13 protein-coding genes and 1 pseudogene are annotated in these 15,648 nt (G+C 71.4%); 7 read left to right on the top strand and 7 right to left on the bottom strand.

What is annotated here, in order from left to right; genetic code table 11:
• Nucleotides 1–86: 86 nt before the first annotated feature.
• Nucleotides 87–1,904, bottom strand: coding sequence for an aspartate--tRNA ligase (aspS, locus tag AMK16_RS18855; protein ID WP_073917128.1), 1,818 nt, complete (start codon nt 1,902–1,904; stop codon nt 87–89).
• Nucleotides 1,905–2,063: 159 nt separating this feature from the next.
• Between aspS and AMK16_RS18850 the strand changes: the two genes are divergently transcribed.
• Nucleotides 2,064–4,247 (top strand): SpoIIE family protein phosphatase, encoded by a 2,184-nt coding sequence (locus tag AMK16_RS18850; protein WP_073917124.1) that lies wholly within the window; start codon nt 2,064–2,066, stop codon nt 4,245–4,247.
• 188 nt (nt 4,248–4,435) lie between these two features.
• Here AMK16_RS18850 and AMK16_RS18845 read toward each other — a convergent pair whose 3' ends face one another.
• The 4 genes from AMK16_RS18845 to AMK16_RS18830 form a co-directional block, all read right to left on the bottom strand.
• A complete protein-coding gene (locus AMK16_RS18845; RefSeq protein WP_073917120.1) occupies nt 4,436–5,395 on the bottom strand; it encodes a pirin family protein in 960 nt (319 codons plus the stop codon).
• Nucleotides 5,396–5,630: 235 nt separating this feature from the next.
• Entirely contained in the window at nt 5,631–6,095 is a 465-nt protein-coding gene (locus tag AMK16_RS18840; protein ID WP_073917117.1) for an SseB family protein, read from the bottom strand.
• A 78-nt stretch (nt 6,096–6,173) separates the two neighbouring features.
• A complete protein-coding gene (locus AMK16_RS18835) occupies nt 6,174–6,467 on the bottom strand; it encodes a DUF397 domain-containing protein (RefSeq protein ID WP_073917114.1) in 294 nt (97 codons plus the stop codon).
• Nucleotides 6,448–7,299, bottom strand: a complete 852-nt coding sequence (locus AMK16_RS18830) for a helix-turn-helix domain-containing protein (protein WP_073917111.1) — start codon at nt 7,297–7,299, stop codon at nt 6,448–6,450. Before AMK16_RS18830 ends, AMK16_RS18835 begins: the two co-directional genes overlap by 20 nt.
• Nucleotides 7,300–7,418: 119 nt before the next feature.
• On the opposite strand from AMK16_RS18830, the gene AMK16_RS18825 reads away from it, so the two are divergent.
• The 5 genes from AMK16_RS18825 to AMK16_RS18805 all read left to right on the top strand — a co-directional run bounded on the left by AMK16_RS18825 (nt 7,419) and on the right by AMK16_RS18805 (nt 12,277).
• Nucleotides 7,419–7,634: a hypothetical protein gene (locus AMK16_RS18825; protein WP_073917108.1), complete on the top strand. Its 216-nt coding sequence runs from the start codon at nt 7,419–7,421 to the stop codon at nt 7,632–7,634.
• Nucleotides 7,631–8,002 (top strand): ATP-binding protein, encoded by a 372-nt coding sequence (locus AMK16_RS18820; protein ID WP_073917105.1) that lies wholly within the window; start codon nt 7,631–7,633, stop codon nt 8,000–8,002. Before AMK16_RS18825 ends, AMK16_RS18820 begins: the two co-directional genes overlap by 4 nt.
• A 162-nt stretch (nt 8,003–8,164) precedes the next feature.
• Entirely contained in the window at nt 8,165–9,991 is a 1,827-nt protein-coding gene (locus AMK16_RS18815; RefSeq protein ID WP_073917102.1) for an acyl-CoA dehydrogenase, read from the top strand.
• A 154-nt stretch (nt 9,992–10,145) separates the two neighbouring features.
• Nucleotides 10,146–10,880: a hypothetical protein gene (locus tag AMK16_RS18810; protein WP_073917099.1), complete on the top strand. Its 735-nt coding sequence runs from the start codon at nt 10,146–10,148 to the stop codon at nt 10,878–10,880.
• Between the two features lie 104 nt (nt 10,881–10,984).
• Nucleotides 10,985–12,277: a M18 family aminopeptidase gene (locus AMK16_RS18805; RefSeq protein WP_073917097.1), complete on the top strand. Its 1,293-nt coding sequence runs from the start codon at nt 10,985–10,987 to the stop codon at nt 12,275–12,277.
• 88 nt (nt 12,278–12,365) lie between these two features.
• On the opposite strand, the gene AMK16_RS18800 is transcribed toward AMK16_RS18805, so the two are convergent.
• Both AMK16_RS18800 and AMK16_RS18795 read right to left on the bottom strand, forming a co-directional pair.
• On the bottom strand, nt 12,366–14,228 hold the full coding sequence (locus AMK16_RS18800) for an NHL domain-containing thioredoxin family protein (protein ID WP_073917094.1): 1,863 nt from the start codon (nt 14,226–14,228) through the stop codon (nt 12,366–12,368).
• 45 nt (nt 14,229–14,273) lie between these two features.
• Nucleotides 14,274–15,079: pseudogene (locus AMK16_RS18795) on the bottom strand (hypothetical protein).
• A 32-nt stretch (nt 15,080–15,111) separates the two neighbouring features.
• Between AMK16_RS18795 and AMK16_RS18790 the strand changes: the two are divergent.
• Nucleotides 15,112–15,645 (top strand): LURP-one-related/scramblase family protein, encoded by a 534-nt coding sequence (locus tag AMK16_RS18790; RefSeq protein ID WP_073917091.1) that lies wholly within the window; start codon nt 15,112–15,114, stop codon nt 15,643–15,645.
• Nucleotides 15,646–15,648 lie beyond the last annotated feature (3 nt).

Genomic DNA, 15,648 nt, shown 5'->3' with positions numbered 1-15,648 from the left:
GAGCGCGCGACGACGGGCGGCGCACACACGACCGAAGGGCCCGGGATCAGCGATCCCGGGCCCTTCGTCACAGCTGTCGGTCGCGCTTACCGCGCGGCGTCCGGGTGGACGGCCTCGGTGACCGGCTTGGCGTCGGCCGCCTTCGTCTCCACCGGCTTGCGCAGCGCGATGTTCAGCTCACGCAGACGGGCCTCCTCCAGCACCGTCGGCGCGCCCATCATCAGGTCCTGCGCGTTGCCGTTCAGCGGGAAGGCGATGGTCTCGCGGATGTTCGGCTCGTCGGCCAGCAGCATCACGATGCGGTCCACACCCGGGGCGATGCCACCGTGCGGCGGGGCGCCCAGGCGGAAGGCGCGCAGCATGCCGGCGAACTCGCGCTCGACGGTCTCGGCCTCGTAACCGGCGATCTCGAAGGCCTTCAGCATGACCTCGGGCTCGTGGTTGCGGATGGCGCCGGAGGACAGCTCGATGCCGTTGCAGACGATGTCGTACTGCCACGCCAGGATGTCGAGCGGGTCCTTCTCCTCCAGGTCCTTCATGCCGCCCTGCGGCATGGAGAAGGGGTTGTGCGAGAAGTCGATCCGGCCGGTCTCCTCGTCCTTCTCGTACATCGGGAAGTCGACGATCCAGCAGAAACGGAAGACGTTCTCCTCGAACTGGCCGGCACGCTTGGCGGCCTCGACCCGGACCGGGCCCATGATCTTGGAGACCTCGTCGAAGTCGCCCGCGCCGAAGAACACGGCGTGGCCGTGGGCCAGACCCAGACGCTCGGTGAGGACCTTGACGTTCTCCTCGGTGAGGAACTTGGCGATCGGGCCGGTCAGGGCGCCGTCCTCGCCGACGCGGACCCAGGCCAGGCCCTTGGCGCCCAGCGAGATCGCGTACTCGCCGAGACCGTCGAAGAACTTGCGCGGCTGCGCGGCGGTGTCCGGGACGGCCAGCGCCCGCACGTGCTTGCCGGCGAAGGCCTTGAACTCCGAGCCCTCGAACACGTCGGTGATGTCGACGAGCTCCAGCTTGGCGCGCAGGTCGGGCTTGTCGTTGCCGTACTTCAGCATCGACTCGCGGAACGGGATCCGCGGGAAGGGCGAGGTGACCTCGCGGCCCTTGCCGAACTCCGTGAAGATCTCGGTCATCAGGCGCTCGATGGGCTGGAAGACGTCCTCCTGCTCGACGAAGGACATCTCCACGTCGAGCTGGTAGAACTCGCCCGGCGAGCGGTCGGCGCGGGCGTCCTCGTCGCGGAAGCACGGCGCGATCTGGAAGTACCGGTCGAAGCCGGAGATCATCAGCAGCTGCTTGAACTGCTGCGGGGCCTGCGGCAGGGCGTAGAACTTGCCCGGGTTCAGGCGGGACGGCACCACGAAGTCACGGGCGCCCTCGGGGGAGGTCGCGGTGAGGATCGGGGTCGCCATCTCGTTGAAGCCGAGGGCCACCATCTTGGAGCGGATGGAGGCGATGACGGCCGAGCGCAGCATGATGTTGCGGTGCATGCGCTCGCGGCGCAGGTCGAGGAAGCGGTACTCCAGGCGCCGCTCCTCGTTCACCCCGTCGTCCGTGTTGATGGTGAAGGGCAGCGGGGCGGCCGCGCCGAGCACCTCGACACCGGAGACCTCGATCTCGATCTCGCCGGTGGGCAGCTCCGGGTTGACGTTGTCCGCGCCACGGGAGACGACCTTGCCGTCGATGCGGACGACGGTCTCCTTGGTGACGCTGCTCAGCGCCTCGTTCGCGGCGGTGCCGGGACGGGCCACGAGCTGCGTGATGCCGTAGTGGTCACGCAGATCGATGAAGAGGATGCCGCCCAGGTCTCGACGGTTGTGCAGCCAGCCGCTCAGCCGGACGTCGCTGCCGACGTCAGAGGCGCGGAGCTCGCCGCAGGTGTGGGACCTGTACCGATGCATCAGTCATCCAGTTCTTCGTGATACCAGGGTGGACTCAACCCTCACAAGGTTACCGTCCGGGCGGGGGGCGGACCGGGCATGCCCGCGGGGGCCTGCGGGATGCTCCCGGCGAGCGCGCTGAACAGGCACCCGGGAGGGATGACCTGTAAAGATGACCGGGTGCGCACCGAGGACGTCCTGGCCGCCATCGCGACCGGCCTGTGGCGATGGGACAACGCCTCCGGGACGGTCACCCTCGACGGCGAGGCCGCCCGGCTCCTCGGCCTGCCCGCCGAGCCGGTGGTGCTGCCCGAGGTGGCGGTACGGTCGCGTTTCCACCCGGTGGACTGGAACGAGATCAACGGCATCGTGAACCTGGCCGTGGCCGAGGACACGCTCGCCGAGGCCCGGCTGCGGATCATGGACGAGGACGGGCGGGTCCTGCGGACCGTGCGCAGCCGCTCCAAACCGGTGGAGAACCGGACGGCCGACGGCCACGTCGACTACGAGCTGATCGGCACCATCCAGGAGATCGCCGAGCCGCAGCCAGGCACCACCGCCGTGCACACGCCCATCACCGGCGACTGGCGGCGCTCCCGCGAGGCCTTCCTGCTGGACGCCGGGCGGGCACTGGCGGAGGCCCGCTCCACGGCGGAGGTGCTGCGGGTCGCGGCCTCGCTGTCCATGCCCGGCTTCAGCCCGGACGGGCTGGCCGTCTTCGGCGTGGAGGGCGACCGGCTGTCGATCACCGGGCACCACGGTCACGGCCCCGGCGACGACGGTCCCTTCACGGAGATGCGCCTCGACACGGACTACCCGGCCGCGGAGGTCGTGCGCACCGGCCGGGCGATCTACCTGCCCAGCCCCGAGGAGTACAAGCGGCGCTTCCCGGCGACCTGGCCCCTCGCCCAGCGCTTCGGACGGGTCTCCTGGGCCTTCCTGCCGCTGATCGTGGCCGGCCGGACCATGGGCGCCTGGATGGCCGCCTTCAAGCACCCCGTGTCCTTCTCGCCCGACGAGCGGTCCGTCCTGACCACCGTGGCCCGGATGCTGGCGCAGGCGCTCCAGCGCGCCGGGGTCACCGAGTCCGAGCGGGAGCTGACCACCGGCCTCCAGCGGTCGATGATGCCGCAGCTCGGGCCGGAGATCCCCGGCATGCGGCTCGCCGCCCGGTACGTCCCGACGGGCGGCGGGCTGGAGGTGGGCGGTGACTGGTACGACATGATCCCGCTGCCCTCGGGACGGTTCGCGCTGGTCATCGGCGACGTGCAGGGCCATGACGTCCGGGCGGCCGGGCTGATGGGTCAGCTGCGGATCGCCGTACGGGCCTACGCCTCGGAGGGCCACCGCCCCGACGCGGTGCTCTCCCGCGCCTCCCGCTTCCTGGCCGGGCTCGGCTCCTCGACGCAGTCCGACGCCCGGGAGGACCAGGACTTCCACAGTCCCCGGTTCGCCACCTGCCTGTACGTGGAGTGCGACCCGCGCACCGGCGTGCTGGAGGTGGCCCGCGCCGGGCACCCCGATCCGGTCGTCCGGATGGCGGACGGGACGGTCCTGATGCGCTCCACCGCGGGCGGGCTGCCCCTCGGGATCGTCCCCGACACCGACTACCCCACGACCCGCTTCACGCTGGAGCCCGGCGAGACGATGATGCTGTGCACCGACGGCCTCATCGAGACCGGTGGGCACGACCTGGACACCGGCTGGGCACGGCTGCGGGCGATCCTGGAGTCCGCCCCGGACGAGCGGGGCCCGGAGGGCGGCCACCTCGACGGCGGGCACCTCGAAAGGCTGGCGGATCTGCTGGTCCAGGCCGTCCACGGCCCGTCCTCGCACCACACCACCGGCCCGCTGGCCGACCGCCGCGAGGACGACATAGCCGTGCTGCTGCTGTGCCGCGAAGGCGGAGAGTGCGGCTGTGGCTCGCCGGTGCGCCACCCCGGCCGGCCCGCGCGCCGCACGATGCTGACGGTCGCCCAGGCCGAGCCGCAGCGGATCGCGGACGCGCGCCGGCAGATCCGTGAGCTGCTGCACGACTGGGCCGACCCGGAGCAGGTGGACTCGGCGGTGCTCATGGTCTCCGAGATGATCACCAACGTCCTGGTGCACACCGACGGCGACGCGGTGCTGGTCGCGGAGGCGGTGGGTGAGCTCGGCGGCCGCCGGCTGCGCATCGAGGTCGCCGACGCGAGCGACGAACCCCCGCACAGGCGGAACCCGGGCGAGACGGCCTCCAGCGGCCGCGGGGTGCTGCTGATGGAGATGCTGGCCGACAGCTGGGGCGTGGACCCGCGCGGCGAGGGCAAGTCCATCTGGTTCGAGCTCCGCGAGCAGGCGAAACCGGACACCGACCCGGTGGTGTGAGGCCGGAGGGGCCGGACGGGCCGGACGGGCCGGACGTGCCGTGCGGGCCGGATGGGCCGTCCGGGCTCCGGCTCGCCCGGGCCCCTGCCCGGCGGGCCCCCGGGGCGGCCGTCGACGTGCCGTCCGGAAACGGCACGGGCCCCGCGCCGTTTCCGGACGCGGGGCCCGTGCGGGGGCTGCCGCTGCTGCTACCTCGTGCGCTCCGTGGTGGGTACGGTCCCCAGCCGGCCCGCCTGGAAGTCGTCGAAGGCCTGCTGGAGCTCGTGCTTGCTGTTCATGACGAACGGCCCGTAGTGCGCCATCGGCTCCCGGATCGGACGACCGCCGAGGATGACGACCTCCAGGTCCGGGGCGTTGGAGTCCTGGGACTCGTCGGCCCGCACCGTGAGGGAGCCGCCCTCGCCGAAGACGGCCGTCTGCCCGGTGCGGACGGGGCGGCGGTCCTCGCCGACCGAGCCGCGCCCGGCCATGACGTACGCCAGGGCGTTGAAGTCCTCGCGCCACGGCAGGGTGATCCGGGCGCCCGGCGTGATGGTCGCGTGGATCATCGTGATGGGGGTGTGGGTGATGCCCGGGCCCTCGTGCCCGTCCAGCTCGCCGGCGATCACGCGGAGCAGCGCGCCGCCGTCCGGGGTGGTCAGCAGCTGGACCTGGCCGCCGCCGATGTCCTGGTAGCGCGGGGGCATCATCTTGTCGGAGGCCGGGAGGTTGACCCACAGCTGGAGGCCGTGGAAGAGGCCGCCGCTGACGACGAGCGACTCCGGCGGGGCCTCGATGTGCAGGAGGCCCGCCCCAGCGGTCATCCACTGCGTGTCGCCGCCGTTGATGACGCCGCCGCCGCCGTTGCTGTCCTGGTGGACGAAGGTTCCGTCGATCAGGTACGTGACGGTCTCGAAGCCCCGGTGCGGGTGCCACGGCGTGCCCTTCGGCTCGCCCGGCGCGTACTCCACCTCGCCCATCTGGTCCATCATGATGAACGGGTCGAGGTACTGGTAGTTGATCCCCGCGAACGCGCGGCGCACCGGGAATCCCTCACCCTCGAACCCGGCGGGAGCGGTGGTGACGGCCAGCACCTTGCGCGGGACGACCGCCTGGGGCTGGGCCACACGCGGGAGCGTCAACGGGTTCTCAACAGTCACTGCGGGCATGGTCAGGACCTCCTTCTGCGTCGAGTTTAGTTGAATCTCGAACTTTCTGCCACACCCCGCAGAACCACGCCCCCTCCCGCTTCATTCCCGCACCGCCCCGGACGCGTACGACGGCCCGCCAGGCGCGCCACGGGGCCCGGACGCACGGAAGCGGGCCGGGGATCACCCCGGCCCGCTTCCGTCGACGCGCCGACCTTTGCCGGCCGCGCTGGGCCGACCCGTATGACCTTTTCGTTTAGCCGTACATGCGGCGCATGGCGAAGTCGACCATCTGCTCGACCGCCTTCGCGTCGAAGACCATCCGGTGGTCGCCCTCCATGTCCAGGACGAACCCGTAGCCGGTGGGCAGCAGGTCGATCACCTCGGCTCCGGTGATCACGAAGTACTTGGACTCCTTGCCGGCGTACCGGCGCAGCTCCTTGAGCGTGGTGAACATCGGGATGACGGGGTGCTGGGTGTTGTGCAGCGCGAGGAAGCCGGGGGTCTCGCCGCGCGGGCAGTAGACCTTCGACGTGGCGAAGATCTGCTGGAAGTCCTCGGCGGCGAGCTGACCGGTCGTGAAGGCCCGCACCGCGTCCGCGAGGGAGGGGGGCGACGGCTCGGGGTACAGCGGCGGCTGCTGCGCGTAGCCCTGCTGGGGCGGGGGCTGCGGCGGGGCGTACTGCTGCTGGGCGCCCGGAGTCTGGTCGTAGCCGTACATGCGGCACAGACTACCGAGCGGCCGCCGCCCTACGGTCGGGTACGGGCCACCAGCGCCCGGCGGCCCCCGGCGACGGCCTCAGCCGCGCGGCCCCCCGGCCTTCAGCGCCCGCACGAACGGGACCCATGCGCGGGCCCCGACGACGACGACGGGCCCGTCCGGCTGCTTGGAGTCCCGGACGGGCACGACCCCGACGAGGCCGTCGGCCACCTCGACGCACTCGCCGCCTGTGCCGTTGCTGAAGCTGCTCTTGCGCCAGATGGCAGCGCCGAGGAACCCTTCCGCGACCTCAACGCAGTCACCGCCGCTGCCGTTGCTGTAGCTGCTCTTGCGCCAACTGGCGGAACTCAGGTCAGTGTCGGTGCTTGGCATGTCGGGACTCCTCTGCAGCGGCTTCGATCCTCGCCAGGGACACCTCAGGTGACAGTGCGGCAGCCCTGAGCAGATCGTACGACCTGCGGTAGTCCTTCAGGAGAGCGGGAAAGTCGATGAGTTGGCCGCTGTGAAGGCCCTCCGTGTACACCACCGGCGGCGCGTCCGGGAACGTCATCACCTTGATCATTCCCATCATCATCGGGTGTGCGGCCACCGTTTCCGGGAGGATCTGCAGAACACTCTGCGAGGACCGGACCACGTGCACGATGCGGTCCAACTGATGCGTCATCTCCTCGGGCGACAGGAGCGCATTGCGGATCAGCGACTCGTGCAGGACCGCCCAGAACGCCGGCCGTTCCTCATGCTCCCAGAGTCTCGCCCGCTCCATCCGGGCGTTGACCTGCTTCTCGACTACCGCGGGCCGCAACCACGGGAGGCAAGTGCGGACGACCGCCCTGGCATAACTCTCCGTCTGTAGCAACCCGGGGATGACCACCGGCGCCCATTCCTCGATCGTCTCCGCGAACGGCTCCATCTCCGCCACGTCCGCGAAGTATTCGGCGTGCCCGGACTGCTTCGCCTTGCGCGCGTCTTCACAGCGCCGCTCGAAAAAGCCGTCCGTCCCCAGCCTCGCGTCCACGTGCCGGGCCAGGTCCAGCGGCATCCGGCGCTCGCCGCGCTCGATCTGGCTCAGGAACGGGACACCCCGGAAGCTGTCCTCCGCCAGCTGCTCCAGCGTGAGCCCGGCGGCTTCCCGCTTGAAGCGCAGCTCCGCGCCGTAGAACGACGGAACGTTCGCCGACGCATCAGGGTCCTTACGAGCAGGCACAACCCACCACCGTCATTTGCCACTTGACCAGCGCAACCTCAAACCCTTCCCACGGTACGCACCGTGACCCCACCCTGTGAGGGATTCGTCACACTCCGCACAGGAACGGACCCACCTCCATGAGCGACCACGCCGGCGACCGCGTCGCGATCGACGCACTGACCGAGCTCCGGGGCGCCCTGGCCGCGCACGGGATCACCCTCCCCTCCCTCGACCTGCACCTCCCCTCCTACGCCGCGCGGCATCCGGCCCCGCCCCTGATCACCCTCGGCAACTGCAACCCCGCCGCCGCCCGCGCGCTCGCCGAGGCACTGAACCGGGCCTCCGGCCGGTGAGGCCGTTCCGCACCGGGGTGCTCGCCGTGCCCGCGGAGCTGGCCGCGCTGCGGCGGGCCGTGCGGGCGCACCTCGACGCGCCCTGCGACGACCTCCAGCTGTGTGTGAGCGAGCTCGTCGGCAATGTGATCCTGCACGTCGGCGAGGGCACCCCCGTGACCCTGGCCATCACCCGTACGCCCGAGGGCCGCACCCGCGTGGAGGTCGGCGACCCCGATCCCCGGCTGTGGCCCGTCCTGCGCCGGGCGACGGAGGAGGACGAGGGCGGCCGGGGCCTGGCCCTGGTCGGAGCCGTCGCCACCCGCTGGGGCGTGCGGCCCGGGCCGCACAGCGGCAAGACCGTCTGGGCCGAGCTCCGCCACCCCTAGGCCGCTCCGGATCGGGCCGGGCCCGCCGCCGCGATCCCGGCTTGATGCCCGTCACAGTGGGGCGCCGGGGGTTGCGACTTATTACCCACGGGTAGCATCATGACGTTACCGATTGGTATGTACGAGGAACCTGTCTCCCCGAGCCTTAACGGAGCCGTCGCCATGGGGCACTACAAGTCGAATCTCCGCGACATCGAGTTCAACCTCTTCGAGGTGCTCGGCCGCGACAAGCTGTACGGCACCGGTCCGTTCGAGGAGATGGACACCGAGACCGCCAAGAGCGTCCTGTCCGAGATCGCCCGCCTCGCCGAGAACGAGCTGGCCGCCTCCTTCGCGGACGCCGACCGCAACCCGCCGGTCTTCGACCCGGCCACCAACACCGCGCCCGTCCCGGCGTCCTTCAAGAAGAGCTACGAAGCCTTCATGGACTCCGAGTACTGGCGCCTGGGCCTGCCCGAGGAGATCGGCGGCACCGTCTCGCCCCGCTCCCTCATCTGGGCCTACGCCGAGCTGCTGCTCGGCTCGAACCCGGCCGTGTGGATGTACTCCTCCGGCCCGGCCTTCGCCGGCGTCCTGTTCGACGAGGGCAACGAGGCGCAGAAGAAGATCGCGCAGATAGCGGTCGAGAAGCGCTGGGGCTCCACGATGGTGCTCACCGAGCCGGACGCGGGCTCGGACGTCGGCGCCGGCCGCACCAAGGCGGTCCAGCAGCCCGACGGCTCGTGGCACATCGAGGGCGTGAAGCGCTTCATCACCTCCGGTGAGCACGACATGGAGGAGAACATCCTCCACTACGTCCTCGCCCGCCCCGAGGGTCACGGCCCCGGCACCAAGGGCCTGTCGCTCTTCCTCGTCCCGAAGTTCCACTTCGACTGGGAGACCGGCGAGCTGGGCGAGCGCAACGGCGTCTACGCCACGAACGTCGAGCACAAGATGGGCCTCAAGGCCTCCAACACGTGCGAGATGACCTTCGGCGACCAGCACCCCGCCAAGGGCTGGCTGATCGGCGACAAGCACGACGGCATCCGCCAGATGTTCATGATCATCGAGTTCGCCCGGATGATGGTCGGCACGAAGGCCATCGCCACCCTCTCCACCGGCTACCTGAACGCGCTGGAGTACGCCAAGGAGCGCGTGCAGGGCCCGGACCTGGCCAACTTCATGGACAAGACCGCGCCCAAGGTCACCATCACGCACCACCCCGACGTGCGGCGCTCGCTCATGACGCAGAAGGCGTACGCCGAGGGCATGCGCGCCCTGGTGCTGTACACCGCGTCCATCCAGGACGAGATCCAGGTCAAGCAGGCCGCGGGCGAGGACGCCTCCGCGCTGGTCGGCCTGAACGACCTGCTCCTGCCGATCGTGAAGGGCTACGGCTCGGAGAAGTCGTACGAGCAGCTCGCGCAGTCCCTGCAGACCTTCGGTGGCTCCGGCTACCTGCAGGAGTACCCGATCGAGCAGTACATCCGCGACGCCAAGATCGACACCCTCTACGAGGGCACCACCGCCATCCAGGGTCAGGACTTCTTCTTCCGGAAGATCGTCCGCGACCAGGGCGCCTCCCTGAACGTCCTCTCCGAGACGATCAAGAAGTTCCTGGCCGAGGCCGCCGGCGGCGACGACCTCGCCCCGGCCCGCGACGCGCTCGCCAAGGCCGCCGTGGACCTGGAGGCCATCGTCGGCCAGATGATCGTCGACCTCACCGCCACCGGCGAGGACGTCAAGAACATCTACAAGGTCGGCCAGAACACCACCCGCCTGCTGATGGCCTCCGGCGACGTGGTCGTCGGATACCTGCTGCTCAAGGGCGCGGCGGTGGCCGCCGAGAAGCTCGCCACCGCCTCCGCCAAGGACGCCCCCTTCTACACCGGCAAGATCGCCGCAGCGAAGTTCTTCGCCGCGCAGGTCCTGCCGGGCGTCTCGGTCCAGCGCCAGCTGGCCGAGGTCGTCGACAACTCCCTCATGGAGCTCGACGAGGCCGCCTTCTAAGGCGCTCCCGCCCCCACCCGTCGCACGCGCGCAGCGGCCGGGCCCTCCGCACGGGGGCCCGGCCGCTGCCGCGTGCCGGACGTTCCGTCCGCCCCCACAGGCCCGTGTCCTGCGCCTTTACCCGTTGTCGGTCGTTCATGGGACGCTCGTAGGCATGAGTCCACAGGATCAGCACGGCAGCAGGGGGTATTCCGTCCCCACCGGGCGGCCGTACGCCCTCAAGGAGCTGCAGGCGAGCCTGGGCAGCCTCGGCGACCACCTCCGGGAGCTGTACGACGGCGCGCACCCCGCCGAGTACGACACCATCGCCGATGCCCTCTACGTGGCCTTCAAGACCGCCGCCGGGCTCGCTCCCGCCAAGAGCTACACCGGCTGCCCCGAGCACCCCAACGGCGCCCTCGACCCCGAGGCGCCCGACGGCTGGGGCCGCTGCCTCATCTGCAACGACCGGCGCCGCCTCGGACAGCGGCGGCAGGGCGGCCGCCCAGCCGCCCCCGCGCCCGCCGCCGAGCAGCGCCGCCTCGGCTACCCGGTGCCGGAGCCCCCGTACACGCTCCAGGCGCTGCGCGACTGCGTGCGCACCGTCGAGGACCAGCGCTTCCACCTGAGCCTGTCCTCCCCCGCGCAGGACTTCGTCCGCATCGCCGACGACCTCCACCGCGCCTTCATCGTCGCCCGAGAACTGTCCCGCCCGCGCAACGCCTCGGGCTGCTCCGAGCACCCCGGAGCGCCCATCGACCCCGACGCACCCCCCGGTGAGGGCTGTATCTTCTGCGCCGGACGCAAGAGGCGCGCACAGCGCTCCGCGCAGACCCCGCAGATGCTCCCGCGCATCCGCCGGGGCGAACGCCGGCAGCTGCAGCGCCGCTTCGAGCGCCCGCCGGGCTGAGCACCGACGGGACCGCGGATCCCACACCGCCCGGCCCCCGGCCCCCCTCGGCCATCCACCGCAGTCCGGCCATGGCGAACACGACCGTCGTTAAGGTGAACCACATGAGCTCTCCCGCCCGCTTCGACCGCGGCCACACCGACGATCTGATGACCTTCCTTACGGCCAGTCCGTCGCCGTACCACGCCGTGGCCAACGCGGCCGAGCGGCTGGAAAAGGCAGGCTTCAGGCAGTTGTCGGAAACGGACGCCTGGGATGCCGGCACCGGGGGCAAGTTCGTGCTCCGCGGCGGCGCGCTCATCGCCTGGTTCGTCCCCGAAGGCGCCGCCGCGCACACGCCGTTCCGGATCGTCGGCGCGCACACCGACTCCCCCAACCTGCGGGTCAAGCCGCTGCCGGACACGGGCTCGCAGGGCTGGCGCCAGATCGCCGTCGAGATCTACGGCGGCACCCTGCTCAACACCTGGCTGGACCGCGACCTGGGCCTGGCCGGCCGGCTGACCCTGCGCGACGGCACCGAGCGCCTGGTGAACGTGGACCGCGCCCTGCTGCGCGTGCCCCAACTGGCCGTGCATCTGGACCGGTCGGTAAACACCGACGGACTGAAGCTGGACAAGCAGCGCCACATGCAGCCCATCTGGGGCCTGGGCGAGGTCCAGGAGGGCGACCTGATCGCCTTCCTGGAGGAGGAAGAGGGCCTGGCGCAGGGCTCGGTGGCGGGCTGGGACCTGATGGTCCACTCGATCGAGCCGCCCGCCTACCTGGGCCGTGACCGCGAGCTGCTGGCCGGGCCCCGGATGGACAACCTGCTGTCCGTGCACGCGGGGATCGCGGCGCTGGCGGCCGCATCCGGCGCCCGGAAACTCGACCACATCCCGGTGCTGGCCGCCTTCGACCACGAGGAGAACGGGTCGCAGTCGGACACCGGCGCGGACGGACCCCTGCTGGGCAACGTGCTGGAACGTTCGGTCTTCTCGCGCGGCGGCTCCTACGAGGACCGTGCCCGGGCCTTCGCCGGGACCATCTGCCTGTCCTCCGACACGGGCCACGCCGTGCACCCCAACTACGCGGAGCGGCACGACCCCTCGCACCACCCGCGCGCCAACGGCGGCCCCATCCTCAAGGTCAACGTCAACCAGCGGTACGCGACGGACGGCAGCGGACGCGCGGTGTTCGCGGGTGCCTGCGAGCGGGCCGGCGTGCCGTGGCAGACCTTCGTCTCCAACAACTCGATGCCCTGCGGCACGACGATCGGCCCGATCACCGCCGCCCGCCACGGCATCCAGACCGTCGACATCGGCGTCGCGATCCTCTCGATGCACAGCGCCCGCGAACTGTGCGGGGCCGACGACCCGTTCCTGCTCGCCAACGCCCTAGTCGCCTTCCTGGAGGGCTGATCCCCACGCCGGACGCGCGCGGCCCCGCCCCGGACCCCCGGTCCGGAGCGGGGCCGCGCCCGCGCCCGGGCTGCCCCGGCCGGCCGCGCTACTCGGCGTCGAGGCCCGCCAGGACGAGCGGCAGACGGGAGATCCCCCGCTCGGTGACCGTCACCGGGACGCCCCAGTCCTGCTGGTGGACATGGCACGCCGGGTACTCGTTGTCCGGGTCGTCGTCGCAGGACGCCGCCATCGCGGACACGTGCAGTACGCCCTCGGTGACCTCGGGGTTCAGCGCCAGCTCCCGGAAGAGGTCCGTACCGGCGCCCTCCCCGCCCGACAGCAGCTCCGGCGGGGTCGAGGAGACCAGCAGCCGCGTGGACGGCCCGTAGCGGGTGTCCAGCTTCTGGCCGGCCGGCGCCTGGAAGACCACGTCCAGACGCAGCGTGCCGGGAGCCACCTCCGTCGCGGCCCGCTGCGTGCGGTGCGCCACGGACTCGACCCGGACCGCCTCCTCCGGGAGGCGCAGCCGGGTCAGCCGGTGCCGGGCCGACTCGACGACCACGATGTCCTCGCCGGCCAGCACGGCGTCGCTGGGCTCGCGCAGGTCGGTGGCCAGCGTCGAGACCTCGCCGGTGGCCGGGTCGAAGCGGCGCAGCGCGTGGTTGTAGGTGTCGCACACCGCGACCGACCCGTCGGGCAGTGCGGTGACCCCGAGCGGGTGCTGGAGCAGGGCCTGGCCCGCCTCGCCGTCCCGGTGCCCGAAGTCGAACAGGCCGGTCCCGACCGCGGTCCGGATGACGTAGCCCCCGCCGGGGCCCCCGCCGTGCCCCTCGCCCTGCCGCTCCTGCCCGGCGCGTTCCACGTACCGCAGGGCGCTGGTCTCGGAGTCGGCGATCCACAGCCGGTCCCCGGCGGCCGCGAGCCCGGACGGCTGCGCGAACCATGCCTCGCCGGCCGGGCCGTCCAGGAGCCCCTCGTTGGTCGTCCCGGCCGCCAGTGCGACCGTCCCAGCCTCGGGATCCCAGGTCCACAGCTGGTGGACGCCGGCCATGGCGATCCACACCCGGCCCTGCCACCAGGCCACGTCCCACGGCGAGGACAGGTCCACCTCCAGGGCGGGCCCCGAGGTGGGCGATCCCTGCCACCACTGGCGCCCGGTCCCGGCGACGGTCTCGACGGTCCCGCTCACCGGGTCGAAGCGGCGCAGGGCGTGGTTCACGGTGTCGGCGACGACGACGCTGCCGTCCGGCAGCAGCGCCAGACCCTGCGGCTCGCTGAAGGCACCGGGCCCGAAACCGCGCTCGCCGCTGCCGATGCGCCGTACGACGCTCTCCCCGTCGGCGGCCAGCTCCACGAGCTGGTGCCGGGTCGAATCCGACACCAGGAAGTTCCCGGAGGGCAGCGCCAGCGCCTTCCCGGGAAACCTCAGGTCGCCTGCGACCGGCTCGGGCGCCACGTACGGCCCGTCACCGCGCCGCAGCGTGCCCTTGGCCTCGTGCTCGGCTTCCAGCTCCTCGACGAGCCGCGCGATGGCGTGCGCGTGGCCTTCACCGGCGTGCTGCGCGACGACGTACCCCTCGGGGTCGATCACGACGAGCGTGGGCCAGGCCCGTACGGCGTACTGCTTCCAGGTGGCGAGCTCGGGGTCGTCCAGTACGGGGTGGTGCACCTCGTACCGCTCGACGGCATCGACGACGGCGGCGTGCTCGGCCTCGTGCACGAACTTCGGGGAGTGCACCCCGATGATCACGACGGTGTCGCGGTGCTTCTCCTCCAGCTCGCGCAGCTCGTCGAGGACGTGCAGGCAGTTGATGCAGCAGAAGGTCCAGAAATCTACAACAACGCACTTACCTCGCAGGTCGGCGAGGGTGAGATCCTTCCCACCGGTGTTCAGCCAGCCGCCCTTGCCGATCAGCTCGGGGGCACGGACACGGGCACGTCGGCGGGGCGCGGGGGAGGCAGAATCCATGTCCCCAAGGGTGCCATCCGGGGTCGGGCCCGACACCTGCGGGCCCTAGGCGCCGGGGGCGAAGGCGTGGAGGGAGCGGGCGAAGGCATCCACGAAGGAGTCGCGCTCCGGCTCCGGGAGCAGGTCCAGCGAGAGGTAGGGGTTCAGGTCCTCCAGCTCCACCAGCAGCAGCTCTCCGGAGGGGCTCGGCAGGCGTCCACGCGCTGGATGCCGTGGTCCAGGGTGTTCCACGCGATGAACACGCGGGCGAAGGCCAGGTCCGCGTCGGTGGCGGCGTAGGGCCGCAGCTCCCAGCGGCGGGCCGGGTCCGGGGCGTAGAGGGCGTACTGGAAGGCGTCGTCGACGAAGTAGAAGGACACCTCGTACGCGAAGTCGATGCGGGGCTGGACGAGGACCTCGCCCGCGGGGCCCTGCGGGGTGGCGGTGAAGGTGAGGCCGATGGAGTCGGCGCCCTGTTTGGGCTTGACGGCGTACTGCGCCGCCCGCGGCAGCTCCGACAGGCGCGCCGGGTCGTCGACGGTCGGGATGACCGGGTAGCCGGCGGCGGTCAGGTCGAGCAGGTACTGCTTGCCCGCCATGTCGCCGCGGCCGGTGAGGGGGTTGTAGACCGGGGTCCCGGCGGCGAGTGCGGCCGCGCGGAAGGCGTCGTACGCCTCCTGGTAGTGCAGGACCGGGCCGCTGTTGCGGACGACCACCGCGTCGAAGCCGGGCATCAGGGCCAGGGCGTCGCCGGGGTGGCACAGGGCCACCTCGAAGTGGGCGCGCAGCCGGGAGGTGAGGAATATGTCCTCGTCGCAGTAGCGGCGGCCGCGCGCCGGGTACGCCAGGTCGGTCACGTAGAGCAGGGGCATGACGGCAACCTATCGCGGGCAGCGATGACGGCATGAAATACCTGGTTCGGGACAAAGTGCTGGCCATCGGGGACGACTACCGGGTGGAGGACGAGGCGGGGCGCCACGTCTTCCTCGTCGACGGGAAGGCGCTGCGGGTACGGGACACCCTGGAGCTGAAGGATCCCGACGGGCGGACCCTGATCACCCTGCGGGAGAAGATGTTCAGCTTCCGCGACGCGATGACCCTGGAGCGGGACGGCGGCCGCCTCGCGGTGATCCGCAGGAAGCGGTTCTCGCTGCTGCGCAACCACTACCTGGTGACCCTGGTGGAGGGCACCGAGCTGGATGTCAGCGGCCGGATCCTGGACCGCGAGTTCAAGGTCGAGTACGACGGCGAACTGCTGGCGCTGGTCTCCCGGCAGTGGTACCGGATCCGCGAGACCTACGCCGTGGACGTGGTCCGGGAGGACGCGGAGGCGGCGCTGCTCCTCGCGGTGGCCGTGTGCGTGATCCGGATGGCGGAGAAGGAACGCGAGGAGCGGCGCGAGGAACAGGAGGACGCCGCGCCGGACGCCGGGGACTGACGG

This window comes from Streptomyces sp. CB00455, from assembly GCF_001905445.1.
Lineage (GTDB): Bacteria > Actinomycetota > Actinomycetes > Streptomycetales > Streptomycetaceae > Streptomyces.
The sequence above is the reverse complement of the archived record's forward strand: the minus strand, read 5'-3'. Positions and strand labels throughout refer to the sequence as shown.